The organism is Burkholderia orbicola (assembly GCF_900100915.1).
GTDB lineage: Bacteria > Pseudomonadota > Gammaproteobacteria > Burkholderiales > Burkholderiaceae > Burkholderia > Burkholderia orbicola.
Window position 1 is genome coordinate 2,413,138 of record NZ_FNKW01000002.1, and the last position, 25,446, is coordinate 2,438,583.

A 25,446-nucleotide genomic window follows, 5' to 3' on the forward strand; every position below is an offset into this window, starting at 1 on the left:
GCTAGCCGTGCGTCAGCCCGCGCGCGTCATGCCCGGCGCGGACGGCGCGGCACGAGACGCGTAACCGCGATGCTGGAACGACGTCGCGAAGAACCGCATCTGGTAGCGGATCGCATTCGCCCAGTAATCCCACGTATGGCCGCCCGGGCGCTCCGCATAGTCGTGCGGCACGCCGAGCGCGACGAGCCGTTCGTGCAGCGTGCGGTTCGAGTCGACGAATGCATCGTCGCGGCCGCAATCGATCGTCAGGTCGAGATGCGCGCGCACGAATGCCCGCGCGCTTTCAGCGATCACGTTGCGGTTCCAGAACGACGGATGGCGGTCGGGATCGCCGAACACATGGGCGATCCCCGGCTCGTCCGTGCAGCAGCGCGGATCGACCGCGCCGCTGATGCTGCCGACCGCGCCGAACGTGTCGGGCCGATCGAGCGCGATGCGCAGCGCGCCGAAACCGCCCATGCTGAGCCCGGTGATCGCGCGCGCGTGCTGGGCCGCGATCGTGCGGAAATGCAGGTCGACATAGGACACGACTTCATCGCCGATGAAGGTCTCGTAGCGGCTGCCCGAATCGAACGGGCTGTCGATGTACCAGCTTTCGTGTCCGCCGTCGGGCATCACGAGGATCACGTGATAACGGTCGGCGAGCGCGGCGATGTGCGTGTTCGACGTCCAGTCGGTATGGTCGCCGCCTGAGCCGTGCAGCAGATAGACGACGGGGTAGCGTTCGCCGTGGTTGTCGCGCGCGTAATCGTCGGGCAGCACGATGGTGGCCTTGAGCGTTTCGCTCATCGCGGCGCTCGGAATCGCGACGACCCGCGCGTGAAAGGCGAAGGCAGGGCTCGTGACGGCGAGCAGCAGAAGCAGCCAGAAAGTACGTGCCAGGCGCATCGATCCTTGCATGTGTCGATCCAGTCCGGCCGGATGCCGGGAAAACCCTGTTCCGGCGACTCTAGCAACCGCGCCTTTCAACCATATTTCGGCGAATCCTACGGGTTGTCAGGCGGACGGCTTGCATACGATGCGCGCGACGGCCGCGCGAAACGCATCGGGCCGCTCGGCCGCGATCAGGTGCCCGCAGCCGGCGATCGTGTCGAAGCCGGCGCAGCGTGCGAGCGCGAAGGCCGGCACGTGCCAGCCCGCGCGCGAACGTTCGCCGGCGATCAGCCACACGGGATGACGCTCGAACACCTGTGCGAGCGCCGGCAGGTAGCCCGCATCGCCGGTCGTGTCGACCACGGAGTGGCCCATCGCGCGCAGCGTCGATGCCGGCTGATGCGCGAGCCAGCGGCGTGCGTCGTCGAGCTGGCCGGGCGTCGGGTGGTCGATCGCGCCGCGCAGCCAGTCGAGCGGGGCCGCGCGCAGGCCGTCGAGCATCGCGTCGGCTTCGCCGGGCGTCATGCGGCCGACCGATGCCGACCAGAACGCATCGTCGAGCGTGAAATTGCCTTCGACGTTGACGATGCGCCGCACGCGTTCCGGGTGCGCATGCGCGAACAGCATCGCGATCGCGCCGCCGACCGAATGGCCGACGACATCGACCGGCTGCATGCCGAAGTGCATCTCGACGGTTTGCCGCACATGCGCGACCTGCGCGGCAAGCGAGATCGCGTCGGGCGGCGTGGCGCGATGCGCGCCGTAGCCGAGCAGGCTGGGGCACAGGTGCGGGCCGTGCCATCCGCGCACGTCGAACGTGCCGATGAAGCCGTGAATGAAGACGACGGGCGTGGGCGGGATCATGCGGCGTGTGCTGAAGGAAGCGGCGGCAATTCGAGTTCGGCGAGCAGTTCGTCGAGTTCGAGCAGGTGCGTGCGGTCGTGATCGAGCAGCTCGCGCACGAGTTCGTCGAGCGACATGCGGCGGATGCCGTCGCGCAGCCCGCAGCGTGCGAGTTGCGCCGGTTCCAGCGCGGCCGCGGTGGCGCACAGCGCGGCGCGCCCGCTGCCGAACGCCGTGACGGCGAGATCGAGCGGCTGCGCGAGGTAGTCGCGTTGCGCGGCGAGCGCGGTGCCGTCGACGGATTCAATCACGGGAAGTTCTGCCGTGCGCACGGCGTCGATGCGCGCGGCGAACACCGCATCGAGATCGCGCAGGTGGCACGCATGTTCGACCAGCGAGAAGCCGGTGCCGGCCGGGCGGCGCGTGGCCAGCGCGGCCGGCACATGCGCCGCATAGGCGGCGAGCCGGGCCGGCATGCGGGCCAGCGCGGCGACGACGTCGGCGAACGGCAGCCGGTGCGGGCACGCGCTGAACACCGCGCCATAGCTGAACAGCGCACCGCCGAGCCGGCCGCGCGCCTGCACGACCTCATGGCCGCGGCGGCGCATCACGTCGGCGACCATCGCGCCGCAGAACTGGCGGGCCGTCGTGTCGGCTTCGATTTCGGGGAATTTGTGCGCGATCTCGTCCTGAATCGCGCCGATCGCGGCGACGCCGACGCGCGACAGCGCCGCGAACTCGAGATAGCGCTCGGGCTGTTCGATCAGCGCTTCGAGCTGGGCGCCGAGCGGGGTCAAGCGGAAACGGTCGAAACGGGAATGCATGACGAAGCCCTGCCGAATAACGTCACAAAACGATACGTTAATCGGCAGGGCTTCGTCAACCGTCTGCTCCGGGCGTGTGCGACGCCCGCCTGCCGCTCAGGGCTGCTGTCGGGCGTCGACTTCCGCACGCATCCGCGCTTCCTGCTCCTGCAGCTCCGGCGTGAATGCGTCGCCGAAATCCTCCATCTCGAACAGCGGGCGGATCTCGATGTCGGAGTCGCCGGGCATCGGGTTCGGACAGCGCTTCACCCATTCGACGGCTTCCTCCATTGATTTGACCTGCCACAGCCAGTAGCCGGCGACGAGTTCCTTCGTTTCGGCGAACGGGCCGTCGATGACCGAGCGGTTCTTGCCGGAAAAGTGCACGCGCTTGCCGTGGCTGCTCGGGCGCAACCCGTCGGCGGCGAGCAGGATGCCGGCTTTCACGAGTTCTTCATTGAAGCGGCCCATTTCAGCCATGATTTTGGTGCCGGGCATTTGGCCGGATTCGGAATCGGCGGTGGCTTTGACGATGACCATGACGCGCATTGTCGTTTCTCCTTGAACGGGAATGGGGCGTTTGCCGGCGGTACGACGGCAAAACGATCGGTTACGACAACACGACGCGCGACGGCGACGGGAATCGACATCGCGGGCAAAAAAATTTCACGCGCGATCGAAACGGTGCGCCGCGCCGGGCGGCCGCTGTCACGGAGCGCCTCGGCAAAACTGGTATGCTGATCCGCATCACGTGTACGCGGAGGGCGCCATGGCTGCTAAGGAAGTCTCGAAGAAGAAGTACCTGAAAATCCTGAACAAACGCCTGCGCGCGGAACCGGCGGCGCCGGCCGGCGCGTCGTTCGTGTTTTTTCCGCTGGGTGCGAAGGCGAAGCATGCGACGGGCGTCGTGTCCGGCGACGCGCGCAGCAAGCGTGAACTGGCCGTGATGGCCGCGGTTCAGCGCAAGGCAGCCGAAGAGTTCGTCGTCGCCGACGCGTGACGACCCCTGCGGTACCCCTGTCGTATTACCGCCTCCGCGGCTGACGCGGCGGCGGTTTTGCCGTGAGCGATTGCGCCGGCGAGCACGCGCGGGATGTCTTGCGTGATCGCCGGACCGTGCATCGGCAGAGCGATGGCGAGATCGAGTGCCTGGATTCGGCTCGAAGCAGCTTGAAAACCAACCTTAGCGATCAGGACGCCTCGTCCGCTGCCCCCGCCGGATACCGTCCGCTGCCGCCCGCTTCGTCGCCTGCCGCCAGTTGTTCCAGCGCGAGGCCCTTCGTCTCGATCCCGAGCGTCCACACGGCGATCGCCGCCGCGATGAACGACAGCGCGCCGAGCGTGAACACGCCGCCCTGGCCGAACACCGGCAACACGACGCCGACCACGTAAGGCCCGATCAGCGAGCCGATCCGGCCGATCGCCGACGCGAAGCCCGAACCCGTCGCACGCGCCCCGGTGCCGTACAGCTCGGGCGTGTACGTGTACAGCGCCGCCCACATCCCGAACAGGAAGAACTGCATTGCGAGGCCCGTGACGATCAGCAGCGTCGTGCTGCCGCCATACAGCGCGCTCTGGCCGTACGCGTACGCCATCGCGCCGCCGCCGATCAGCGACGCGATGCAGGTCGGCTTGCGGCCCCAGCGTTCGACGAGCCACGCGGCGCACAGGAAGCCCGGCACGCCGCCGAGCGAGATCAGCACCGTGTAGAACACCGATTTCGTGACTTCGAAGCCGGCCTGCTGCAGCAGTGCGCCGAGCCACGACGTGAGGCCGTAGAAGCCGAGCAGCGCGAAGAACCACAGCAGCCACACCATCACCGTGCGGCGGCGGTACACGCCGCTCCAGATCTCGCGCAGCGCGCCGCGGCCGCGCGCGGCGGCCGGTTCGGCGAGCCGCGACGGCGGCGGCAGCGTCGTGACGCCGGCCGAGCGCATCACCTTCGCCTCGATCGTGTGCATCACCGTGTCGGCTTCCGCGTGCCGGCCCGCATGTTCGAGCCAGCGCGGCGATTCCGGCACGATGCGGCGCACGACGAGCACGAACACGGCCGGAATCGCGAGCAGCGCGAACACGGTGCGCCAGCCGAACTGCGGCAGCACGAAATACGCGACGATGCCGGCCGTGATGAAGCCGAGCGGCCAGAAGCCGTCCATCAGCGCGATCAGGCGGCCGCGCTTCTCGGTCGGCACGAATTCGGACAGCAGCGTCTGCGCGACCGGAAACTCCATCCCCATCCCGATGCCGAGCAGCACGCGGTAGACGATCAGCGCGTCGACGCTCTGCGCGGTCGAGCACAGGTACGACGCGGCGCCCCACAGCACCATGCTCCACTGGAACACGGGCCGGCGGCCGAAACGGTCGGCGAGCAGGCCGGCTACCGCCGCGCCCAGCACCATCCCGAAGAAGCTCGCGCTCGCGACGAGGCCGGCGGCCGCGGTCGACAGCCCGAACTCCTTGCGGATCGAGCCGAGCACGAACGTCATCGTGCCGAGATCGACCGAGTCGAAGAAGAACGCGATCGCGATGATGAAGAAGATGCGCTTGTGATAGCCGGAGAACGGCAGGCGTTCGAGCCGGGCGGCGGCGGAGGCGGGAGCGGTGGCGGCGGGCATGGCGTCCTCTGAAATGAAAAAGGGGCCGCGCAGCGCATGCTCCAGGGCCCCGATGCTTCGTATTCAGTAGACGCGACCACAAACTGCCGCATCAGAGGAAAAGCGCCGCCGGCTTGCTCAAATGCGTCATCGGCGGGCGGCGCGCGTGACGCCCGCCGGCGTCAATTCTTCAGCTTGTAGCCGGTGCGGAACATCCACGCGACGATCGCGAGCAGGATCACGAGGAACAGCGCGGTCGCGGCGAGGCTGATCCACACGTGCACGTCGGCGATCCCGTAGAACGACCAGCGAAAGCCGCTGATCAGGTAGACGATCGGGTTGAACAGCGTGACGACGCGCCACGCGGGCGGCAGCATGTCGACCGAATAGAAGCTGCCTCCGAGGAACGTGAGCGGCGTGATGATCAGCAGCGGCACGAGCTGCAGCTTCTCGAAGCTGTCGGCCCAGATGCCGATCACGAAGCCGAACAGGCTGAACGTGACGGCCGTCAGCACCAGGAACAGCACCATCCAGAACGGATGCAGGATGTGCAGCGGCACGAACAGGCCGGCCGTGGCGAGGATGATCACGCCGAGCAGGATCGACTTCGACGCGGCCGCGCCGACGTACGCGATCACGATCTCCCAGTACGACACGGGCGCCGACAGGATCTCGTAGATCGTGCCGGTGAAGCGCGGGAAGTAGATGCCGAACGACGCGTTCGAGATGCTCTGCGACAGCAGCGACAGCATCACGAGGCCCGGCACGATGAACGACCCGTAGCCGATGCCGTTCACGTCGCTGATGCGCGAGCCGATCGCGGAGCCGAACACGACGAAATACAGCGACGTCGAGATCACCGGCGCGATGATGCTCTGCATCAGCGTGCGGCGCGTGCGGGCCATTTCTGCGCGGTAGATCGCGCGGATTCCTTGCCAGTTCATCAGTTGCTCCGAGAAACCCCGTCCTTCAGGACGGGGAGGAAAGGATTGCTGTTGACAGACAGCTTCTTCCACGGGTTAGGATCACCGGCATGATTCTTGTCTATCGCTACCGGGTGAAGTCGCTCAACGGACTGCTCAACAAGCAGAGCCGCGCGGTGAACTACGTCTGGAACTTCTGCAACGACACGCAGAAGCACGCGCTCAAGTGGAGCAAGAAGTGGCCGACCGGGTTTGACCTGAACGTGCTGACGACCGGGAGTGGCAAGGAACTTGGTATTCATTCCGGCACGATCAACGCGACGTGTGAGCAATACGCGAAGTCGCGCAGTCAGCACCGTCGGCCCTACCTGCGCTATCGCGGCAGGAAATCGCTGGGCTGGGTGCCGCTGAAGGGCCGTGACTTGAAGCGCGAAGGCGACGCGTTTCGCTTTGCCGGCAACTCCTTTCGCGTGTTCACCAGCCGACCGCTTCCCGAAGGCAAGATCAAGGATGGGACCAACTTTGCGCAGGATGCACGCGGCAACTGGTTTCTCAATATCGTGATCGAGATGCCCGATGTGCAGGCCCGCCCGGTTCGTTCCGGTGTGGGCATCGATCTCGGCCTGAAAGACTTCGCCACACTTTCGACCGGAGAGAAGCTGCCCAATGACCAGTTCGGTCGACGAGCGGCCGAGAAGCTGGCGAAAGCGCAACGGGCGCGAAAGCACAAGCGGCATATCGCGAAGCTGCATGCCAAGGTCGCGAATGCCCGTGCCGATTTCCAGCACAAGCTCGCGCTCGATCTGGTGCGGCGCTTCGATTACATCGCGGTTGGCAACGTGTCGGCCGCAAAACTCGCCAGAACCAGGATGGCGAAGAGCGTCTACGACGCATCCTGGTCGTCCTTCCGAAACAAGCTCCGTTACAAGGCGATGGCGCACGGGGCCACGTTCGAGGAAGTCGACGAAAGCGGTTCGACCCAGTCCTGTTCGTCGTGCGGGTCGAAAGACAGCACGACGCGGCCGAAAGGTATCGCGGGACTGCGAATAAGAGAGTGGGCCTGTAGTGACTGTGGTGTCGAACATGATCGAGATACCAACGCTGCGTTGAACATTCTCCGATGCGGACGTGCATCGCCAGATGTGGGAATCCTCTCCCTTTAGGGAGGGGAGGACGTCAAGCGTCAGGCTCCTTGCACGCCGTTGCGGCGGTTGTCGATCAGGCTGACGAAAATGTCCTCCAGCGAGCTCTGCGTCGTGTGCAGGTCGCGAAAGCCGATGCCGGCCGAGCCGAGCGCGTTGATGAGCTTCGCGATGCTCGCGTCGTCGCGCTGCGAGTCGTACGTATAGACGAGCGCGGCGCCGTCTTCCGCGCGTTCGAGCCCGAACGGCGCGAGCGCGGGCGGCACGTCCGCGAGCGGGTGCTCGAGCTGCACGGTGAGCTGCTTCTTGCCGAGCTTGCGCATCAGTTCGCGCTTTTCCTCGACGAGCACGAGCTCGCCGCCGAGGATGATGCCGATCCGGTCGGCCATCTCCTCGGCTTCCTCGATGTAGTGCGTGGTCAGCAGGATCGTCACGCCGCTTTCGCGCAGCGAATCGACGAGCTTCCACATGTCGCGGCGCAGCTCGACGTCGACGCCGGCCGTCGGCTCGTCGAGGAACAGGATGCGCGGCTCGTGCGACAGCGCCTTCGCGATCATCACGCGGCGCTTCATGCCGCCCGACAGCGTCATCAGCTTGTTGTCGCGCTTGTCCCACAGCGACAGCGCCTTCAGCGTCTTCTCGATGTACGCGGGATCGGGCGCCTTGCCGAACAGGCCGCGGCTGAACGACACGGTCGCCCAGACGGTTTCGAACGCGTCGGTGGTCAGCTCCTGCGGCACGAGGCCGATCATTTCGCGGGCGGCGCGGTATTGATCGCGGATGTCGTGGCCGCCGACCGTCACGCGGCCTTCGGTCGGCGTGACGATGCCGCAGATCGAGCCGATCAGCGTCGTCTTGCCGGCGCCGTTCGGCCCGAGCAGCGCGAAGATCTCGCCGGGGCGGATGTCGAGGGTCACGTGCTTCAGCGCCTGGAAGCCGGACGCGTAAGTCTTGGAAAGGTCGGAGACGGAAAGGATCGGTTGCATGCTCACGGATGGCACGGCCGCCCGGCGCGACGGCGGGCGCCGCGCATGCCCGGCGCCGCCGCCGCTGCGAAGCGGCCGGGACCGGGCACGGCATGGCGAACGGGCGTCATGTCGAACGGCAGGGTGGTGCGGGATCGCGGGACCGCCATATTAGCAATCGGCAGATCGAAATGCATTCCGATGGAAAGGCCGGGCACTGCCGGTGCCGGATTGGCGTGAATTGCCGTGGTATCGCTCAATGATTCGATGCTTTATTTGAATGATGCGAACAATCCGGCGGGTTTTCGGGGAATCGGGCCACGCTCGCGTTGCCGCCCGACCGGCTGGCCGACTGTGCTGCCCGCATGCCCTCGCGCCGTACCGGGACGGCGCGCGCGGCGCTCGCGATAATGCGTTCCTTTCACGGCGATACGGAGCGGGGCGCATGTCTTTGATCGATTTCAAATCTGTGGCGGACGCGCAGGCGGCCGCATGGAAATCCACGATCGTCGGCGAAGTCGGCCCGGCGCGGATCAAGGTGCTACGCATGGATGCGCAGCCGTACGAAGCGGAAGTGCACGACTACAACGAGGGGCTGCTGGTGCTCGACGGCACGCTGATGCTCGAGGTCGACGCGGAAACGGTGGTGGTCGGGGCCGGCCAGATGTATCTCGCGCACGCCGGCACGCGCCACGCGGTGCTGCCCGGCAGCCACGGCACGCTCGCGATCATCGACGTGTGAGGTTGCGCCGCAACATGCGCGCGGGCCGCTGAAGCCCGGCTGGCTTGGCTCGGCGCGAATTGGCGGCCGCCGTTCAAACGCGTGTTCCACGGCTCGGGTATTTGTCTGAGCAAATAAAATGAAGGCTGTTTGAAAATCTGTTAAATACCGTATAAACGCTAGGATTGCGCGGGTTCCGTCGTTTGGAACTCTGCATCCATTTACTTGCGCGAATGGTCCGATCATAGTCTCGACAAACGACGCATCACGATAACGAATCAAGCGTACGTATGGAGACCAAATCATGAGACGCCTATCCGAGGGCCCAGCGGGACTGTCGTTTTCCGATTTTTCGCTGAATGCAGGCGCGACACAGGTCGCGTGCCTGCATCGTCACTTCGCCGTGTAGCGGCGACCCAATTCCGTTTCGATCGTTCCGACGGCGCCGTGCCGCATGACGGCGCCGCGGGAGCGCGCTTGTCCATCGCCGCGGCGTGTGCCGCCTGTGCCTGACCGGCATCGCGGCGGTCTTGCGTGCATCGTCATGCGCCGCGCCTTCGTGCGGCGGCGCGATACCAACCGGCGGGCCATGCAGCCCGGCCGGGCGAGACTTGTCGTACCTGAAAAGGAGGGGTTGATGATTTGCATTCCTGAATGGCGGAAGGCGATCCTGTCGTGCGCGGTGCTGGCGCTGCCGTTCGTCGCCGGTTGTGGCGGCGGCGACGATCCGGGGCCGATCACCGTACCGCAGTGCTCGGGCAGCGCCTGCGGGCCGAGCGGCGCCGAAACGACACCGCCCGTCGTGACGAAGCTGTGTCCGGACGCGCTCGACTACACGACGACGTATACGGGCGGCGCCGGTAGCGGCGAGTACGTGAAGGTGAAGTTCGACACGACGAAGCTCACCTACCAGATGCAGTTCATCGAATCGTCGGTGCCGACCTCGGCGGGGCAAGTCAACAACACGCGCGCGGGCCTGACGATCAGCGGCGCGTTCCATCATCCGACCACGCTTCCGACCGCCGAGCAGAACCGTTGCGCGTTCGTGCTCGACAGCGGCGCGACGAGCGACGGTGCGTATTCGGTGACGATCAACCGTGCCGATCCGCCGATGCTGTTCGTCGGCAATGGCGTGGTGGGCGGCGGGATTCCGGGGGCGACGATCGCGTTCGCCGGTATCCCGCTGCTGCCGGGCATTACGCTCGGCGTGGTCCCGTCGCGCACCTTCGATTTCTATCCGTTCATCGGCTTCACCGACACTGAAACCGACTTCACGAAAGTGGCGGGCAACTACAACGAGGTCGGCATCCATCTGTCGCCCATCGGCGGTGATGGTCAGAGCCCGACCGGGGCGGTCGGCTGGGAATCCGACGTCGTCAACTGGAATCAGACGCTGAATGCGGACGGCTCGTGTTCGATCACGCCGGGCAGCGACTACTCGTGTCAGACGACCGGGACGCCGTGGGCGCAGCGCAAGAACGCGGACGGATCAGCGGACAATGTATTCGTGAGCAATCCGGCCGGGGGGCAGGGGTATCCGATCGCGGGGCAGGGCTCGACGCTGATCATCGCACCGAGTCAGGCGAAAGGCATCATGATCGTCGGCAGGCTGAACGGCGTGCTCGTGCCGATCGTGATTCGTGTCGGCTACACGCACGTCGATACGGTCAATCTGCTCGCATCGGTCGCCGATGCCGAAGTCGGCATCTCGATGCTGTCGTCGACGAAGGCGATTGCCGCGAACTCCCTGAAGGGCGGATACATCGGCGCGACCAGTGCCTCCGCATGCGGCATCGTGACATCCAGCGGACAGGGGAACAAGTTGGCGTCGGCGGGGCCGAGCTTCAATCCGAACGTGCCGCACCCCGACCTGCCCGGCATCTTCGCCAACAACGCCTTCTATTCGGTTGCAGGCAGTTGCAACGACGGCACCGCCGTGTCGACGCTGGCCGCGAACTATACGTCCACGCTGTTCCAGGGCAGTACCGCGGCGTTCATCGATCCGCAGACGTCGTCGGTCACCTCGCAGTTCGCGCTGGACTATACGCAGGCCACGCCCGGCAAGATCAGGGTGACGGCCGCGCAGGACTTCAACGCGAAAGGCGCGAACGGGAACGCGGCGATCTTCGGCAAGGGCGACACGGGCTGGCTCGTGACGGCCGGGAACGTCTACGCGATGGTCGTCAACGACAACAAGGTCAACCCGTTCTTCACGATCGGCGCGTTCGTCCAGTAACCCCGTATCGAACACGTCACACCGGCGGCGCACGCGTCGCCGCCGGCGAATCGAATTTCAAGAGGATTCCTATGAATTTGAAACAATGGATGGCCGCGGCGTCGCTCGCGCCCGTGCTGGCCGCATGCGGCGGAGACGGCGACCCGCCGCCCGCGCCGGTGGTCCGGCTGTGCCCGCAGACGATCGACTACAACACGGTGTTCATCGGCGGGTCGGGGTCGGGCGAGCTCGTGAAGGTGCAGCTCGACACGACGAAGATGACGTACCGGATGACCTACCTCGCGTCGCCGGTGCCCGCCACCACGGGTACCGTGCAGCCGACGCGGGACACCGCGCCCGCGAACGTGGTCGACGGCACGCTGGCCGACGAGACGGGGCTGCCGACGGTGAAGCTGAACCAGTGCACGTTCCGGATGCAGAACGCGAGCCTCGACCCGAGCCGGCCCGCGCGGCTGTTCCTCGGCGAAGGCGTGCTGGGCGGCGCGATCCCCGGCGCGACGATCCAGTTCGACGGCGTGATCGGCGTCGGCAAGATCACGAAGACGACGTTTCCGTACTACCCGTTCGTCAGCTTCTCGTCGCTGGAGACCGACCTGACGAAGATCGCCGGCACGTACAACCAGCTCGGTTATCACCAGGTGCCGTCGCAGAACTTCCAGCCGGTGGCGCTCGACCAGCAGGTGACGATCAACGCGGACGGCAGCTATACGGAAACCGACAACTTCGGCAAGAAGAACGGCGGACAGCCGCTGGCGTCGAGCGCGACCGTGAACCAGCCGTTCACGCTGCGCCCCGATGCGCCGGCATTCCAGTCGCTCAACTACCTGCCGCAGATTCCGCCGACGCTCGCCGCGCTCGATCCGGCGAAGGCCGGCAAGGGGATCCTGATCGTCGGCAAGCTGCGCAACCAGCTCGTGCCGGTTTTCATCCGCACCGGCGCCGCGAACGCGGACCTCACGCAAGGTCCCCCGAGCGCGGACGACGAATCGGGCATCTCGTTCCTGAGCCCGCGGACGGCGGTCGCGCAGGGTTCGCAGGACGGCGAGTACACCGGCGTCGACAGCGCATTCAACTACCGCGCGACCGCGCTCGTCGGCGCGCAGGCCACGCTGCTCGATCCGTTCAACGCGTCGCAGGCCGCGCTCACGCGCGCGCTGAACCTCGACTACACGCAGAAGGTGCCGGGTGTCGTGACGACCGTGCATGCGGATGCGGCATCGGGGCCGGCGACCGGCAAGTTCGTGTTCACCGGCGGCGTGTTCGGGTTCCTCGACATGGCCGATACGAGCAACCCGTACTTCACGGTCGGCGCGTTCGTGCAGTGACCGCGTGTGGATGGAGACACGGCGGCGCCGCGCGCGAATGCGCGGCGCCCCGACAGAATGAGGGGGAGACTTCATGAAGAAGCTGATTGTCGCGGGTGTCGTCGCTGGCGTATCGACGCTCGCATCGGCCCAGCAGGCGGGCGACAACGTCGCGACGCTGGGCTGGCTGCACATCATGCCGCAGGATTCGACCAACGGGCTGACGACGAATCTCGCGAGCATGCCGATCAACGGGCCGTTGCGCCTGCCGGGTTCGTTCACGTCGCCGGGCACGAGCCTGACGGTCAACAACGCCGATACGGTCGGCCTCACGCTCACGCACTTCTTCACCGATCACATCGCGGTGACGTCGGTGCTCGGCGTGCCGCCGGAATTCACGCTGACCGGACACGGCGTGATCAGGCCGCCTGGCCCGGCCGGCGCGCTCGGCAACGTCGATATGGACAAGTCCGCGAACCAGCCGGCCGTGAAGAACGCGCGGCAGTGGAGCCCGACGATCATCCTGCAGTACTACTTCAATTCGTCGACGGCGAAGTTTCGTCCGTTCGTCGGGATCGGCGTGGCCTACAGCTGGTTCAGCAACATCGAACTGAACGGCAACTTCGCGAAGGACATCAACGAGAACCTCGGCAGCGTGCTCGCGGCCGGCGCCGGCAAGCCGGGTGCGACGTCGGTCGAGGGCAAGGCGTCGTCGTCGTTCACGCCGGTCTACAACATCGGCGCAAGTTACGCGATCGACAAGCACTGGGGGCTCACGGCGACGCTGACCTACATGCCGCTGAAGACCTACTCGTCGCTGGTGATCAAGGCAGCCGACGGCTCGACGCTCGCGACCACGCGCACGCGGCTGAAGGCCGATCCGCTGATCACGTTCGTCGGGATTTCCTACAAGTTCTGAGCCGACCGGCGCGCATCACGCGTGCCGGCGGCTTCCTGCGACCGGCTGGCCGGACCGTTCCGGCCGGACGGTCGCGTTCCTGGCGGCGTGCCGCCATTTGTGAAGAGAGGGGGCAGTTCAAATGAGCATTCGCAAAATCGTATCGCTTGTTGCTGCAGTGGCTTTCACCGCGGTTTCGGCCGCGCCTGCTTTCGCCGTCACCGTGTCGCGTGCCGATGGCCAGCCGATGAATCCGAACGGCGAGCCGTTCTCGGCGTCGGGGCTCACGAATCTCAGCAAGGGATCGATCAACGCCAGTTGTACCGCGACCTTCAACGGCACGATCACGTCGACCGGCATCGTCAACATCACGTCGACGACGTTCGCGGGCGGCGCGACGTGCGGCCTGATCAGCGGCAGCGCGAGCAGCACGTCGCCGTGGACGGGGCAGGCCGACAGCACGACGCAACTGTCGATCAACAACGTGAAGGTGAACGTCACGCTGCTCGGCACGTGCGGGCCGAGCAAGGTCGTGACCGCGTGGAGCGATGCGAACTCGTCGCTGGCGTTCAACAACTCCGTCCTGACGCCGGACTGCACGGTGACCGGTACGGTCCTGACGTCGCCGAAGTTCCACGTGCAGTAAGCGTCGCACGATCGAAGCCGGGACCCGCCGCGCGCGAGGGCCGTGCGGCATGCGCGGCGGGTTCCGGGGCTTGATCGGTTCGTGCCGTCGCGCGTATCGGCGCGACGGCCGGATGCGTCTGGCAGCGTGGTCGTTTGTGCCGCCGTCCATCGATTGCCGAAGCGCCGCGTGCAGTCGGCGCCGCGACGCGAGGCGCCCGCCGCGCATGCGAGCCGTGCGGCGCATACGCGAGTTTCCGCTTCTCCGATTCATGCGAGCCGTCATGCTTACCAGCGTGACGGCCGGTTGACCGCCCGTGTCGCGATCCGACACGGGCGGAGTTGCAGGGCCGGCGTCGCGTGTATTGCGCCTCCCGATCCGATCGAAACAAAACCAAGCCAATTGGCCAGAACCATCCCGGACGACCCATGCTGACCGATCCAGCAAAGTATGGTGATGCCCGCGGCGCGACGCCCGACCGGCTGCGCACGGCCGCGTGGTTGCAGTACCTGATCGACCATCTCGACACGGCGGTTTGCGCGATGGCCGCGAGCGACGTCGGCGACACGCCCGTCGTCGCTTCGTATGCGATCCGTGCGGGAACTGGCGCGCATCTGTCCCGCGAAGCGACGGCCGTGCTCCACCGGCTGGTCCCGTGGATCGCGACCGACGGTGGCGGTTGCGCATGCGATCCGGCCGATCCGCTCGGTGTGTGCACGCATGTTCCTTCCGCGCAGCAGCTCGCGGAAGCCGAACGTTGCTGCCCCGGCTCGCTTGCGGTATTCGACACCGCGCACGGCGTGATCGATGCGTGTGCATTCGACGATCCTGACGTCGGCTGGGCCGCGCTCGAACGGATTGCCGATGGCGTCGAATGCCACGGCGAAGTCGCGAACGAACCTGACGGGCCGCGCGAGACGCCGCCTGCGAAGAACCTGAGAGAAAGGCTGACCGCTGTCGCGGCAACGAGCACGGAAACACCGATTCGTCCCGGCGCGGTCATCGATGCGATCGTGTTGCGCGTATGCGGCCCGCGCGACGACGTGACCCGGGTCGACGAGATGGCTGCGCTTGCGATGTTCTCGGCCGAACTCGCCGCGGGCAACGGCGTTTCCATTCGGGCATACGGCGGTCGGCACAACTTCGTCGCGCAAGCGATCAGAACGCATCGCGCCGATCTCGCGTCGATAGACGGGCTCCTTGCCGCGCTCGCCGTGTGCCGGCTCGATCGACTGATCGGCGCGGGCAGCTTCTGGGCCCACTACCTGCTGGCGGGCATCGCGATCGCCGCGCCGGATACGGTGCGGGCAATCGGTCGCCGGTTTCATGGCGATACCTGGCAGACGTGGCTCGACCACGTGCTCGCATGGCCGGCGGTCAGCCGCTTCGGGGCGAAGGAGGATGTCGCGTTCGACCGCCTGCGCGACGCGATGAGCCTGACGTCGCGCAGGAATCCGATCGTCCGCGCCAAGCGAATGCGAGGCGTTTCGGCAGCCGGGCCGCGCAGCGCAAACGAGAAGGCACGATGAAATGCGGCTCGCGGCGAGAACGCCGCGAGCCGCGCGGGGGGTATCGCGGCGCCCGGGCAGGCGCCGTCTTTGTCAGACCGTCTCGGGTTGCCGCACGGCCTTCGCGACATTCCTCGCCAATGCGCCGTTTGCGACGAAGTACGGCACGTCGACCCGCGCGAGTGGCTGGCGGCCGCGGATCTTGTCGGCGATCTTCTCGGCGATCATGATCGTCGGCGCATTCAGGTTGCCGGTCGTGATGATCGGCATGATCGACGCATCGACGACACGCAGCCCGTCGAGCCCGTGCACGCGGCCTTCTTCATCGACCACCGCCATGTCGTCGTAGCCCATCTTGCACGAGCACGACGGATGGAACGCGGTTTCCGCACGGGCGCGCACGAACGCGTCGAGTTCCTTGTCGCTCTTGCAGTCGGCGCCCGGATTCAGCTCGCGGCCGCGATAGCGGTCGAGCGCGGGCTGCCGCATGATCTCGCGCGTCGCGCGGATCGCATCGCGGAACTCGCGCCAGTCGAGCGCTTCGGCCATGTAGTTGAACAGGATGCTCGGATGGTCGTTCGGATCGCGCGAGCGCAGCTTCACGCGGCCGCGGCTCGGCGAGCGCATCGAGCCGACGTGCGCCTGGAAGCCGTGCATCTCGATCGCGTTCGAGCCGTTGTAGTTGATCGCCACCGGCAGGAAGTGATACTGGATGTTCGGCCACGGGTCGTCGTCGCGCGTGCGGATGAAGCCGCCCGCCTCGAAGTGGTTGCTCGCGCCGAGGCCCGTGCCGTTCAGCATCCATTCGAGGCCGATCTTCGGCTGGTTCCACCACTTGAGCGCCGGGTACAGCGAGACCGGCTCCTTGCACTCGTACTGGATGTACATCTCCAGGTGATCCTGCAGGTTCTGGCCGACGCCGGGCAGGTCGAGCACGACCGGAATGTCGAGTTCTTTCAGCCACGCGCCGGGGCCGACGCCCGAGCGCTGCAGCAGTTGCGGCGACGCGATCGCGCCGCTGCATACGAGCACTTCGCGGCGCGCATGCGCGGTCGCGCGTTCGCTGCCGCGCAGGTAGGTCACGCCCGACGCGCGCTTGCCGTCGAACAGGATGCGGTCGGCGAGCGCGTGCGTGACGATCTCGAGGTTCGGCCGCACCTTTGCCTGGTCGAGGTAGCCGCGCGCAGTGCTCGCGCGGCGGCCCTTCGGCGTGACGGTGCGGTCCATCGGGCCGAAGCCTTCCTGCTGATAACCATTCAGGTCGTCGGTGCGCGGATAGCCGGCCTGCACGCCCGCATCGACCATCGCCTCGAACAGCGGATTCACGCCCGGCTTGCTGGTCGTGACCGACACGGGGCCGCTGCCGCCGTGATAGTCGTTCGGGCCGACGTCGCGCGTCTCGGCTTTCTTGAAGTACGGCAGGCAGTCGAGATACGTCCAGTTCTCGAGGCCCTTGTGCGTCGACCAGTTGTCGTAGTCGAGCGCGTTGCCGCGGATGTAGCACATCCCGTTGATCAGCGACGAGCCGCCGAGCCCCTTGCCGCGCCCGCATTCCATCCGGCGGTTGTCCATGTGCGGCTCGGGATCGGTCTCGTACGCCCAGTTGTAGCGGCGGCCCTGCAGCGGATAGGCCAGCGCCGCCGGCATCTGCGTGCGGAAGTCGAAGCGGTAGTCGGGGCCGCCCGCTTCGAGCAGCAGCACCGTGACGTCCGGATCTTCCGTCAGGCGCGTTGCGAGCACGTTGCCCGCGGAACCCGCGCCGCAGATGATGTAGTCGTATTCGCGTGTCGTCATGACGGATCTCCTTGTCTTAAAACACCGGGTTGTAACGGCCGAGCTCGACCTGCACCGACTTGATTCGAGTGTAGTGCTCGAGCGTCGTGATGCCGTTCTCGCGCCCGACACCGGATTGCTTGTATCCGCCAACCGGCATCTCGGCCGGCGATTCGCCCCACGTGTTGATCCAGCAGATGCCGGCTTCGAGGCGATGGATCGTGCGGTGCGCGCGCGACAGGTTCTCGGTCACGACACCGGCCGCGAGCCCGTAGTGCGTGTCGTTCGCGCGGGCGATCACTTCTTCCTCCGATTCGAATTCGAGGATGCTCATCACCGGCCCGAAAATCTCTTCGCGCACGATCTTCATGTCGTCGCGGCAGTCGCCGAACACGGTCGGCGCGACGTACTGGCCGCTGCCGAAGTGACCGTCGGTCAGGCGCGTGCCGCCCGCGAGCAGCTTCGCGCCTTCGGCCTTGCCGCTTTCGATGAAGCCGAGCACCTTGTCGAGCTGCGCGGCCGACACGAGCGGGCCGAAGTTGGTGTCGGCCTCGGTCGGCTTGCCGACGCGGATGCGCTTCACGCGTTCGAGCACCTTCTGCGTGAACGCGTCCTTGATGGAGCGGTGTACGAACACGCGCGTGCCGTTCGTGCAGACCTGGCCCGAGCTGAAGAAGTTGGCGGTCACCGCGATGTCGGCCGCGCGATCGAGGTCCGCATCGTCGAACACGATCAGCGGCGACTTGCCGCCGAGCTCCATCGTCACTTCCTTCAGCGACGATGCGCCGGCCAGCGACATCACCTTCTTGCCGGTCTCGACGCCGCCGGTGAACGACACCTTCGCGATGTCCGGATGGCCGGTGAGCAGCGCACCGACCGAGCCGTCGCCCTGCACGACGTTGAACACGCCGGCCGGCACGCCGGCTTCCGTATAGATTTCCGCGAGCTTCAGCGCGGTCAGCGGCGTGACTTCGCTCGGCTTGAACACCATCGCGTTGCCGGCCGCGAGCGCGGGCGCCGTCTTCCAGCACGCGATCTGGATCGGATAGTTCCATGCGCCGATGCCCGCGCACACGCCGAGCGGCTCGCGGCGCGTATAGACGAACGACTCGGCGCGCAGCGGCACCTGCAGCCCTTCGATCGCGGTCGCGAGGCCCGCGTAGTACTCGATCACGTCCGCGCCGGTGACGATGTCGACTGCGAGCGTCTCGCCGATCGGCTTGCCGGTGTCGCGCGTCTCGATGGCCGCGAGTTCGTCGTTGCGTTCGCGCAGCAGGTCGACCGCGCGGCGCAGGATGCGCGAGCGCTGCATTGCGGTCATTGCCGCCCAGTTGCGCTGGCCTTCCTGGGCGGACGCAACGGCGCGGTCGACGTCGGCCGCGCTGGCCTGCTGCACCTGTGCGAGCAGTTCGCCGGTGGCGGGATCGAAGGTGTCGAAAGTCTTGCCGCTGGTGGCGTCGACGTAACCGCCGCCGATGTAGAGGCGCTGCAAACCGTATACGGACATGAGGATCTCCTTGAGGGCGACTGCGTCGCGCGTCAGTCGGACGCGAGCAGCAGGTCGATGTAATCGTGGGCGAGCTTCAAAGCGGCCCGGGTGTCGATCGGGCCGCCGGCGAGTGCGCCGCGCAGCCACAGGCCGTCGATCAGCGCGGCGAGGCCGCTGGCGGCTTCGCGCGCCTTCGCGAGCGGCAAGGCCTTCGCGAATTCGGCGCACAGATTCGAATGCAGGCGCCGCGTGTTCACGTGCTGCAGGCGCTTGAGCATCGGGTCGTGCATGCTCTGCGACCAGAACGCGAGCCACGTCTTCATCACGGGCGCGCTGACCTGCGTGTCGTCGAAGTTCGCGGCGACGACCGCGCGCAGCCGCGAACGCGGGTCCTTGCGAGCGGCGACGCGGCGGCGCGTGGTGGCCGACCACAGGTCGCGCAGCACGTGCCGCATCGTCGCTTCGAGCAGGCCGTCCTTGTCGCCGAAGTAATGGCTGACGATGCCCGTCGAGATGTTCGCGCGTTGCGCGACCGATGCGAGCGTCGTGCCGGGCAGGCCCGCTTCGTCGATCGAGCGCAGCGTGGCGTCGATCAACTGTGCGCGGCGGATCTCCCGCATTCCGACTTTCGGCATCGTGACTCCCTTCGCCCGGGCGGGCCGTCGTCCATGGAAGTCGAGAGCTTAGCGGTTTTTTATTGATCGTTCAATCAATAAAAAACCGGGGCCGAAGGGGAGAATGCGTTCCAAACGGGGCACGATGCTTCGCGTCCGAAGCTCATGTGCAGGTGCGGAAAAACGGTTGAAAGAAGATTAACTAAGTTTGAATCTGTTTAAAACGGACCGTGAAAATATGACGCAATGCAGAGGACCGTTTCCAGACTCGATTTCATTACAAACCGAAAGAGTGTCGAAAACTGCAATATTATTCACGATATGAAATTGTCGAATCGGATTGTGGAGGTGTACGGTTTTCTAAAAACCGTTTCAATCAAGCGATCTAAACACTACAACTGATTGAATAGTAACGGTAATTTATGTTTTTTGAATGCTGGAGAGGATTGCTCGCAAACGATTGCGATGATCCTTTTTGAGATTCCGCATACCATAGAAATTGATAAGAAAATTTGAATCCCGCGTATTTCCGGGCCGAGTAGAGGGATTTTTGGAATGACTTGAGTAAGCAATATCGACCGTATTAGTATGGCGCCGCACCATGAGGAATGAATGGCGCCGCCGGCAATTGCCGCGGCGCGTCGGCGATGGCCGTGTCGATCGACCGCGCACGCAGCCGGCGCCAGCCATTGCGCACTTGCAGCATGCCGCGACGTCGAGACGCCGCATTCACCGGAGAACGACGATGCCGACCGAAAAATACGTGGTCCCGCTGCCGAATGGTCTGAAGGTCTACGTCGAACGGAACGTGTTCGACCCGGCGTTCGACACGGCGATGCTCGTCAACGGCGCGCTCGCGACCACCGCGTCGTTCGGCCAGACCGTCCAGTATCTCGGCGAGCGGATGAACACGATCTGCTTCGACCTGCCGTATGCGGGGCAGTCGCGCCAGCACAACCCCGGCTGCTTCATCCTGACCAAGGACGACGAAGCCGCGATCCTCCAGTACCTGGTCGAGCATTTCGCGCCGGCGTACCTCGTGTCGGTGTCGTGGGGCGGCGTCGCGTCGCTGTTCGCGCTCGCACGCGGCTGCCCGAGCGTGCGGCGCGCGGCGATCTGCTCGTTCTCGCCATTCCTGAACGACGCGATGGTCGACTACGTGACGCGCGCCCGCGACCACATCGCGGCCGGCGAGAACCTGAAGGCCGCGCAGTTGCTGAACGACACCGTCGGCCGCTATCTGCCGCGCATCATGAAGCTGTACAACTACCGGTATCTCACGCGCCTGCCGCGCGACGAACAGGATCAGGTCGCGTTCCACGTCGACCAGATCCTGTCGCTGCAGCCCGAGCGCTACTTCAGCGAATTCGCGAACATCGGCTGCGAGCTGCTGTTCCTGAACGGCGAGCGCGACGAGTACACGACGCCGGCCGACGTGCGCCAGCTCGGTGCGCACGTGGCGCGCGCACGGTTCGCGACGGTGCCGGACGCCGGCCACTTTCTCGACATCGAAGGCCGGGCGCAACGCGAATACACCCGTGCCGCGTTGCTCGATTTCTTCTGCGGCGAGGCGGCCGCCGCGGCCGGCGTCGCGCGTGCTGCCGCACATGCATGCGTGCCCACGCCGATGCACGCGCTGTCGTCGTGACGCCATCCGTCGTGCAGCGGGCGCGTCCCGCGCATCCGAATTCCCATCCCAACGAGGCAGGCCAGCCGTGAATATCGTTCAGACCATCGCCATCGTCGTTCCGTGGGCCGCGTGGCTCGCGTACTGGATCGTCACGTCGCAGGGCGTCAAGACCACCGTGCGCAAGGAGGCGTCGCGCTCGCGCACGCTGCAGTCGATTCCGCTGATCGTCGGCGGTGCGCTGATCATCCTGCCCGATCCGTCGTGGCAGGCGCTCGTGCCCGACTGGCAGCGCTTCGGCCTGCAGGCGCAATGCGGGCTCGCGGTGCTGGTGGCCGGCCTGCTGTTCTCGGTGTGGGCACGGCTGCATCTGGGCACGAACTGGAGCGTGTCGGTCACGTTGAAGGAAGACCACGAGCTCGTGCGCACGGGGCCGTATGCGCTCGTGCGTCACCCGATCTACACCGGCTGCCTGATCGCGCTGGTCGGCGCCGCGCTGATCGGCGGCGAATGGCGCGGCGCGATCGGCGTGCTGCTCGTGTTCGCGTCGCTCGCGTACAAGGTGCGCGTCGAGGAGAGCTGGCTGACCGGATATTTCGGGCCGGCGTATGCGCAGTACCGCCGCGAGGTCGCGGCGCTGATCCCCGGTTTCTACTGACACCCGCGAGGCGCGCGATGGCGAAGATGATCGTGACCGCGATCGGCTCGGCGGGCGACGTGCATCCGCTGCTCGGCGTCGCGCGCACGCTCGCGGCGCGCGGTCACGACGTCGTGTTCTGCACGCATGCGCCGTTCGAGGCGGCCGTGCGCCGCTGCGGGTTCGCGTTCGTGCCGGTCGGCACCGCGGCGGAATACGACGCGGCGATGGCGAACCCCGCGCTGTGGAATCCGCGCACGTCGTTCCGCACGCTGTGGCAGGTGATCGCGCCGACGTTGCGCCCGCATTACGACGCGCTGCGCGCGCTGACCGATGCCGACACGGTGCTGATCGGCACGCTGTGGGCGTTCTCCGCGCGCTTCATGCAGGAACGGCACGGCACGCCGTACGTATCGGTGCAGGTGTCGCCGTCGACGCTGCTGTCCGCGCATGCGCCGCCGACCCACCCGCGCCTGACGATTCCCGCGCGCTGGCCGTTGCCGGTGAAGTCGGCGCTGATGACGCTGATCGAGCGGCAGGTGCTCGACCGCGTGTGCGGCCCGGCGCTCGATGCGGTACGCCGCGAGCTCGGGCTCGCGCCCGCGCGGCGCGTGCTCGGCCGCTGGCTGCATTCGACCGACGGCGTGCTGTGCCTGTTTCCCGGCTGGTTCGCGCCGCCGCAGCCCGACTGGCCGTCGAACCATCTGCAAAGCGGTTTTCCGTTGTTCAACGATATCGCGACACCCGACGATGACGGGGCACTCGATGCGTTTCTCGCGGCCGGCGAAGCCCCGGTCGTGTTCACGGCCGGTTCGACGCTCGTCGATCATGCGGCGTATGCGCGTGCGGTGGCGGACGCGCTGCGCGCGACCGGCGCGCGCGGCATCCTGCTGACGCCGCACGATGCGGTGCAGGGCGACGACCGGCTGCTCGTGCGCCGATTCGTGCCGATGCGCCCGCTGCTGCCGCGTTGCCGCGCGCTCGTGCATCACGGCGGGATCGGCACGGCGGCGCTCGCGTGCGAAGCCGGCATCGTGCAGGTCGTCACGCCGTTCGCGCACGATCAGTTCGACAACGCGCAACGTGTCGTCGTGAACGGCTGCGGCGTGCGGGTCGATGGCCCCCTCGACGGCGCGCGGCTCGGCGCGGCGCTCGCACGCGTGCTCGACGAACCCGCGTTCGCGGTGCATGCGGAGCGTACGCGTGCGCTGCTCGCGGCCGCGCCGGACGGCTGTGGCGCCGCCGCCGATTTCGTCGAACGGTTCGTGCCCCGGCGCGGGCGCGGGCGGGCGGCCGCGCGGGCCGATGTCGCGGCGGCCGGCGCATGAGCACCGCGTCGCCGCTGCACGACGGGGGCGTCGCGCCGTCCGCGTTCGACGCGTCGGCGCCCGCGCCGGCCGCACAGCCGGTGCGCGGCATCCGCCTCGCGCTGCTGACGTTCGCGCTGTCGCTCGCGACCTTCATCGAAGTGCTCGACTCGACCGTGACGAACGTCGCGGTGCCGGCGATCTCCGGCAGTCTCGGCGTATCGAACAGCCAGGGCACGTGGGTGATCAGCTCGTATTCGGTCGCGGCCGCGATTGCGGTGCCGCTCACCGGCTGGCTCGCCCGCCGCGTCGGCGAGCTGCGCCTGTTCGTCGGCGCGGTGCTGTTGTTTACGCTGACGTCGCTGCTGTGCGGGCTCGCTCGCGACCTGCACGTGCTCGTGATCTGCCGCGCGCTGCAGGGGCTGTGTTCGGGGCCGATGGTGCCGCTGTCGCAGACGATCCTGCTGCGCACGTTCCCGCCCGACAAACGCACGATCGCGCTCGCGCTATGGGCGATGACGGTGCTGCTCGCACCGATCTTCGGGCCGGTGGTCGGCGGCTGGATCGTCGACAACTTCTCGTGGCCGTGGATCTTCCTGATCAATTTGCCGATCGGGCTGTTCTCGTTCGCGGTGTGCACCGCGATGCTGCGCCCCGACGCGCAGCGCGGCGCGGCCGGCCCGATCGACGTGCCGGGCATCGTGCTGCTCGTGATCGGCGTCGGCTCGCTGCAGGCGATGCTCGATCTCGGCCACGACCGCGGCTGGTTCGATTCGCCGCTGATCGTCACGCTCGCGGTGGTCGCGGCGCTCGCGATCGTGTCGCTGCTGATCTGGGAAGCGGGCGAAGCGCGTCCCGTGGTGGACCTGAGCCTGTTTCGCGACCGCACGTTCTCGTTCTGCGTGCTGATCATCTCGCTCGGGATGATGAGTTTCTCCGTGGTCGGCGTGGTGTTTCCGCTGTGGATGCAGGCCGTGATGGGCTACAACGCGTTTCATGCGGGGCTCGCGACCGCGTCGCTCGGCGTGCTCGCGCTGGTGTTCTCGATCCTCGTCGGGCTGCATGCGCACCGCTTCGACGCGCGCGTGCTCGCGACGTTCGGCTTCCTCGTGTTCGCGGCCGTGCTCGCCTGGGACGCGCAGTTCACGCTGAAGATGACGTTCGCGCAAATCGCAGCACCCGGGCTGATCCAGGGCATCGGGCTGCCGTGCTTCTTCATTCCGCTGACCGCCGCGACGCTGTCGCGCATTCCGGACGACCGGCTCGCCGCCGCGTCGAGCCTGTCGAATTTCCTGCGCACGCTGTCGGCCGCGTTCGGCACCGCGATGAGCGTGACGCTGTGGGACAACCGCGCGACCTATCACTACGACGTCGTGTCGCAGTCGGTCACGCATGCGTCGGCGAACACGCAACGCTTCGTGCATGCGCTGAACGCGATGGGCGTGGACGGCGTGCGCGAGCTGACGACGCTGCATCACGTCGTGATGCAGCAGGCCTACATGATGGCGACCAACGACATGTTCTGGATGGCGAGCATGACGTGTCTCGCGCTCGCCGCGATGATGTGGCTGACGCGGCCCAAGCGCGGCGCGGCCGCATCGTTCGGGCATTGAGGATGCAGACCATGACGACACTCGGCGCACTCGTGATCCTGTATCACCCGAGCGACGCGCAGCTCGACGCGCTGCGCGCATGGCGGCATGCGTGCGACGCGCTGCTCGTCGTCGACAACACGCCGCAGCCCGATACGCGGGCTCGCGAACTGTGTGCACGCGAAGGCATCGCGCTGCTGCATCACGGCAATCGCGGCGGCATCGCGGGCGCGTACAACGCGGGGCTCGCGGCGCTGTTTCGCGATGGCCTCGACGCGGTCGCGCTGTTCGACCAGGATTCGTCGGTGCCGGCCGCGTATTTCCCGACGATGCGTGACGTTTGCGCGGGGCTCGCGGGGCGTGCGTTCCTCGCCGGCCCGCGCATCTTCGACGAGAACGCGCGCAGCTTCCTGCCCGAACTCGCGACCAACGGCATCGGCCTGCGCCGCCTGCGCATCGAGCCGGGCACGCCGATGCAGCGCTGCGCGTTCCTGATTTCGTCGGGCTGCGTCGTGTCGCGCGACGCGTTCGACGTGCTCGGTCGCTTCGACGAGACGCTGTTCATCGATCACGTCGATACCGAATACAGCTTCCGCGCGCTGGCGCGCAACGTGCCGCTCTATGTCGTGCCGTCGCTAGTGCTGCCGCACCGGATCGGCGCGAAGCAGCGGCACGCGATCGGCCCTTTCGAAATGACGTCGATGAATCACTCGTGGCAACGGCGCTACTACAGCGCCCGCAATGCGGTGCAGCTCGGGATGCAGTACGGGCTGCGCTTTCCGGTGGCGCTCGTGCCGAACCTGCTGACCGTGTGGCAGGTCGTGCAGATCGCGCTGGTGGAGCGCGACAAGCGCGCGAAGCTGGTCGGCATCCTGTTCGGCGTTGCGGACGGCCTGTTCGGTCGGCTCGGCCCGCTCGAGCGCACACGGCCGCGTCTGGCCGCGCGGGCGCAGCGCGTTCGGCAGGGGTGAC

At 66.7% G+C, this 25,446-nt stretch carries 24 protein-coding genes; 13 read left to right on the forward strand and 11 right to left on the reverse strand.

Translation table 11 applies throughout. The features are described from left to right. Positions 1–12: 12 nt before the first annotated feature. The 4 genes from BLS50_RS27685 to BLS50_RS27700 form a co-directional block, all read right to left on the reverse strand. A complete protein-coding gene (locus BLS50_RS27685) occupies positions 13–900 on the reverse strand; it encodes an alpha/beta hydrolase (RefSeq protein ID WP_012339503.1) in 888 nt (295 codons plus the stop codon). A 96-nt stretch (positions 901–996) separates the two neighbouring features. Next, positions 997–1,737, reverse strand: a complete 741-nt coding sequence (locus BLS50_RS27690; RefSeq protein WP_074805685.1) for an alpha/beta fold hydrolase — start codon at positions 1,735–1,737, stop codon at positions 997–999. Beyond that, entirely contained in the window at positions 1,734–2,540 is an 807-nt protein-coding gene (locus tag BLS50_RS27695; protein WP_074805689.1) for a DinB family protein, read from the reverse strand. The genes BLS50_RS27690 and BLS50_RS27695 overlap by 4 nt, the downstream gene beginning before the upstream one ends. A 96-nt stretch (positions 2,541–2,636) precedes the next feature. Next, entirely contained in the window at positions 2,637–3,068 is a 432-nt protein-coding gene (locus BLS50_RS27700; RefSeq protein WP_074805693.1) for a YciI family protein, read from the reverse strand. Between the two features lie 220 nt (positions 3,069–3,288). Here BLS50_RS27700 and BLS50_RS27705 point away from each other — a divergent pair, with 220 nt between their 5' ends. After that, a complete protein-coding gene (locus tag BLS50_RS27705) occupies positions 3,289–3,519 on the forward strand; it encodes a hypothetical protein (RefSeq protein ID WP_011547073.1) in 231 nt (76 codons plus the stop codon). A gap of 190 nt (positions 3,520–3,709) precedes the next feature. On the opposite strand, the gene BLS50_RS27710 is transcribed toward BLS50_RS27705, so the two are convergent. Then, on the reverse strand, positions 3,710–5,134 hold the full coding sequence (locus tag BLS50_RS27710; protein ID WP_074805695.1) for an MFS transporter: 1,425 nt from the start codon (positions 5,132–5,134) through the stop codon (positions 3,710–3,712). 161 nt (positions 5,135–5,295) lie between these two features. Further along, positions 5,296–6,057 (reverse strand): ABC transporter permease, encoded by a 762-nt coding sequence (locus BLS50_RS27715; RefSeq protein WP_011547075.1) that lies wholly within the window; start codon positions 6,055–6,057, stop codon positions 5,296–5,298. Positions 6,058–6,146: 89 nt separating this feature from the next. Here BLS50_RS27715 and BLS50_RS27720 point away from each other — a divergent pair, with 89 nt between their 5' ends. Beyond that, entirely contained in the window at positions 6,147–7,199 is a 1,053-nt protein-coding gene (locus tag BLS50_RS27720; RefSeq protein ID WP_074805698.1) for an RNA-guided endonuclease InsQ/TnpB family protein, read from the forward strand. Positions 7,200–7,219: 20 nt separating this feature from the next. Here BLS50_RS27720 and BLS50_RS27725 read toward each other — a convergent pair whose 3' ends face one another. Next, positions 7,220–8,164 (reverse strand): ABC transporter ATP-binding protein, encoded by a 945-nt coding sequence (locus BLS50_RS27725; protein ID WP_012339510.1) that lies wholly within the window; start codon positions 8,162–8,164, stop codon positions 7,220–7,222. A gap of 2 nt (positions 8,165–8,166) precedes the next feature. Beyond that, positions 8,167–8,403, reverse strand: coding sequence for a hypothetical protein (locus tag BLS50_RS36085; protein ID WP_176934311.1), 237 nt, complete (start codon positions 8,401–8,403; stop codon positions 8,167–8,169). A gap of 185 nt (positions 8,404–8,588) precedes the next feature. On the opposite strand from BLS50_RS36085, the gene BLS50_RS27735 reads away from it, so the two are divergent. From BLS50_RS27735 to BLS50_RS27760, 6 genes are all read left to right on the forward strand, one after another. Next, a complete protein-coding gene (locus BLS50_RS27735) occupies positions 8,589–8,885 on the forward strand; it encodes a cupin domain-containing protein (RefSeq protein ID WP_074805701.1) in 297 nt (98 codons plus the stop codon). A 616-nt stretch (positions 8,886–9,501) separates the two neighbouring features. Further along, entirely contained in the window at positions 9,502–11,100 is a 1,599-nt protein-coding gene (locus tag BLS50_RS27740) for a DUF2957 domain-containing protein (RefSeq protein WP_074805705.1), read from the forward strand. Positions 11,101–11,171: 71 nt separating this feature from the next. Beyond that, the gene (locus tag BLS50_RS27745; RefSeq protein WP_074805708.1) at positions 11,172–12,425 is read left to right on the forward strand and encodes a DUF2957 domain-containing protein; all 1,254 of its coding nucleotides are present in this window, start codon (positions 11,172–11,174) and stop codon (positions 12,423–12,425) included. Between the two features lie 73 nt (positions 12,426–12,498). Further along, on the forward strand, positions 12,499–13,323 hold the full coding sequence (locus BLS50_RS27750) for an OmpW/AlkL family protein (RefSeq protein ID WP_011547079.1): 825 nt from the start codon (positions 12,499–12,501) through the stop codon (positions 13,321–13,323). A gap of 121 nt (positions 13,324–13,444) precedes the next feature. Next, positions 13,445–13,948: a hypothetical protein gene (locus tag BLS50_RS27755; protein ID WP_012339514.1), complete on the forward strand. Its 504-nt coding sequence runs from the start codon at positions 13,445–13,447 to the stop codon at positions 13,946–13,948. A gap of 407 nt (positions 13,949–14,355) precedes the next feature. Beyond that, a complete protein-coding gene (locus BLS50_RS27760; protein ID WP_074805711.1) occupies positions 14,356–15,456 on the forward strand; it encodes a hypothetical protein in 1,101 nt (366 codons plus the stop codon). 72 nt (positions 15,457–15,528) lie between these two features. Here the strand turns inward: BLS50_RS27760 and betA are convergent, their stop codons facing one another. Genes betA through betI form a run of 3 tightly spaced genes read right to left on the reverse strand, consistent with a single transcriptional unit; the run spans position 15,529 to position 19,332 of the window. Further along, the gene (gene betA, locus BLS50_RS27765; RefSeq protein ID WP_074805715.1) at positions 15,529–17,229 is read right to left on the reverse strand and encodes a choline dehydrogenase; all 1,701 of its coding nucleotides are present in this window, start codon (positions 17,227–17,229) and stop codon (positions 15,529–15,531) included. A gap of 16 nt (positions 17,230–17,245) precedes the next feature. Beyond that, complete coding sequence (gene betB / locus BLS50_RS27770; RefSeq protein WP_074805718.1) at positions 17,246–18,715, reverse strand: betaine-aldehyde dehydrogenase; 1,470 nt, start codon at positions 18,713–18,715, stop codon at positions 17,246–17,248. 32 nt (positions 18,716–18,747) lie between these two features. Then, positions 18,748–19,332, reverse strand: coding sequence for a transcriptional regulator BetI (gene betI / locus BLS50_RS27775; RefSeq protein ID WP_006480642.1), 585 nt, complete (start codon positions 19,330–19,332; stop codon positions 18,748–18,750). A 724-nt stretch (positions 19,333–20,056) separates the two neighbouring features. On the opposite strand from betI, the gene BLS50_RS27780 reads away from it, so the two are divergent. From BLS50_RS27780 to BLS50_RS27800, 5 genes are all read left to right on the forward strand, one after another. Further along, entirely contained in the window at positions 20,057–20,959 is a 903-nt protein-coding gene (locus BLS50_RS27780) for an alpha/beta fold hydrolase (protein ID WP_074805722.1), read from the forward strand. A 67-nt stretch (positions 20,960–21,026) separates the two neighbouring features. After that, the gene (locus tag BLS50_RS27785) at positions 21,027–21,596 is read left to right on the forward strand and encodes a methyltransferase family protein (RefSeq protein WP_074805726.1); all 570 of its coding nucleotides are present in this window, start codon (positions 21,027–21,029) and stop codon (positions 21,594–21,596) included. Between the two features lie 17 nt (positions 21,597–21,613). Continuing rightward, positions 21,614–22,903 (forward strand): glycosyltransferase, encoded by a 1,290-nt coding sequence (locus BLS50_RS27790; RefSeq protein ID WP_074805729.1) that lies wholly within the window; start codon positions 21,614–21,616, stop codon positions 22,901–22,903. Next, positions 22,900–24,495 (forward strand): DHA2 family efflux MFS transporter permease subunit, encoded by a 1,596-nt coding sequence (locus tag BLS50_RS27795; protein WP_074805732.1) that lies wholly within the window; start codon positions 22,900–22,902, stop codon positions 24,493–24,495. The genes BLS50_RS27790 and BLS50_RS27795 overlap by 4 nt, the downstream gene beginning before the upstream one ends. Before the next feature lie 11 nt (positions 24,496–24,506). Continuing rightward, positions 24,507–25,445 carry a glycosyltransferase family 2 protein gene (locus BLS50_RS27800; RefSeq protein WP_074806774.1) on the forward strand — a complete coding sequence of 313 codons (939 nt, stop codon included), beginning with the start codon at positions 24,507–24,509 and terminating at the stop codon, positions 25,443–25,445. Position 25,446: the final 1 nt, after the last annotated feature.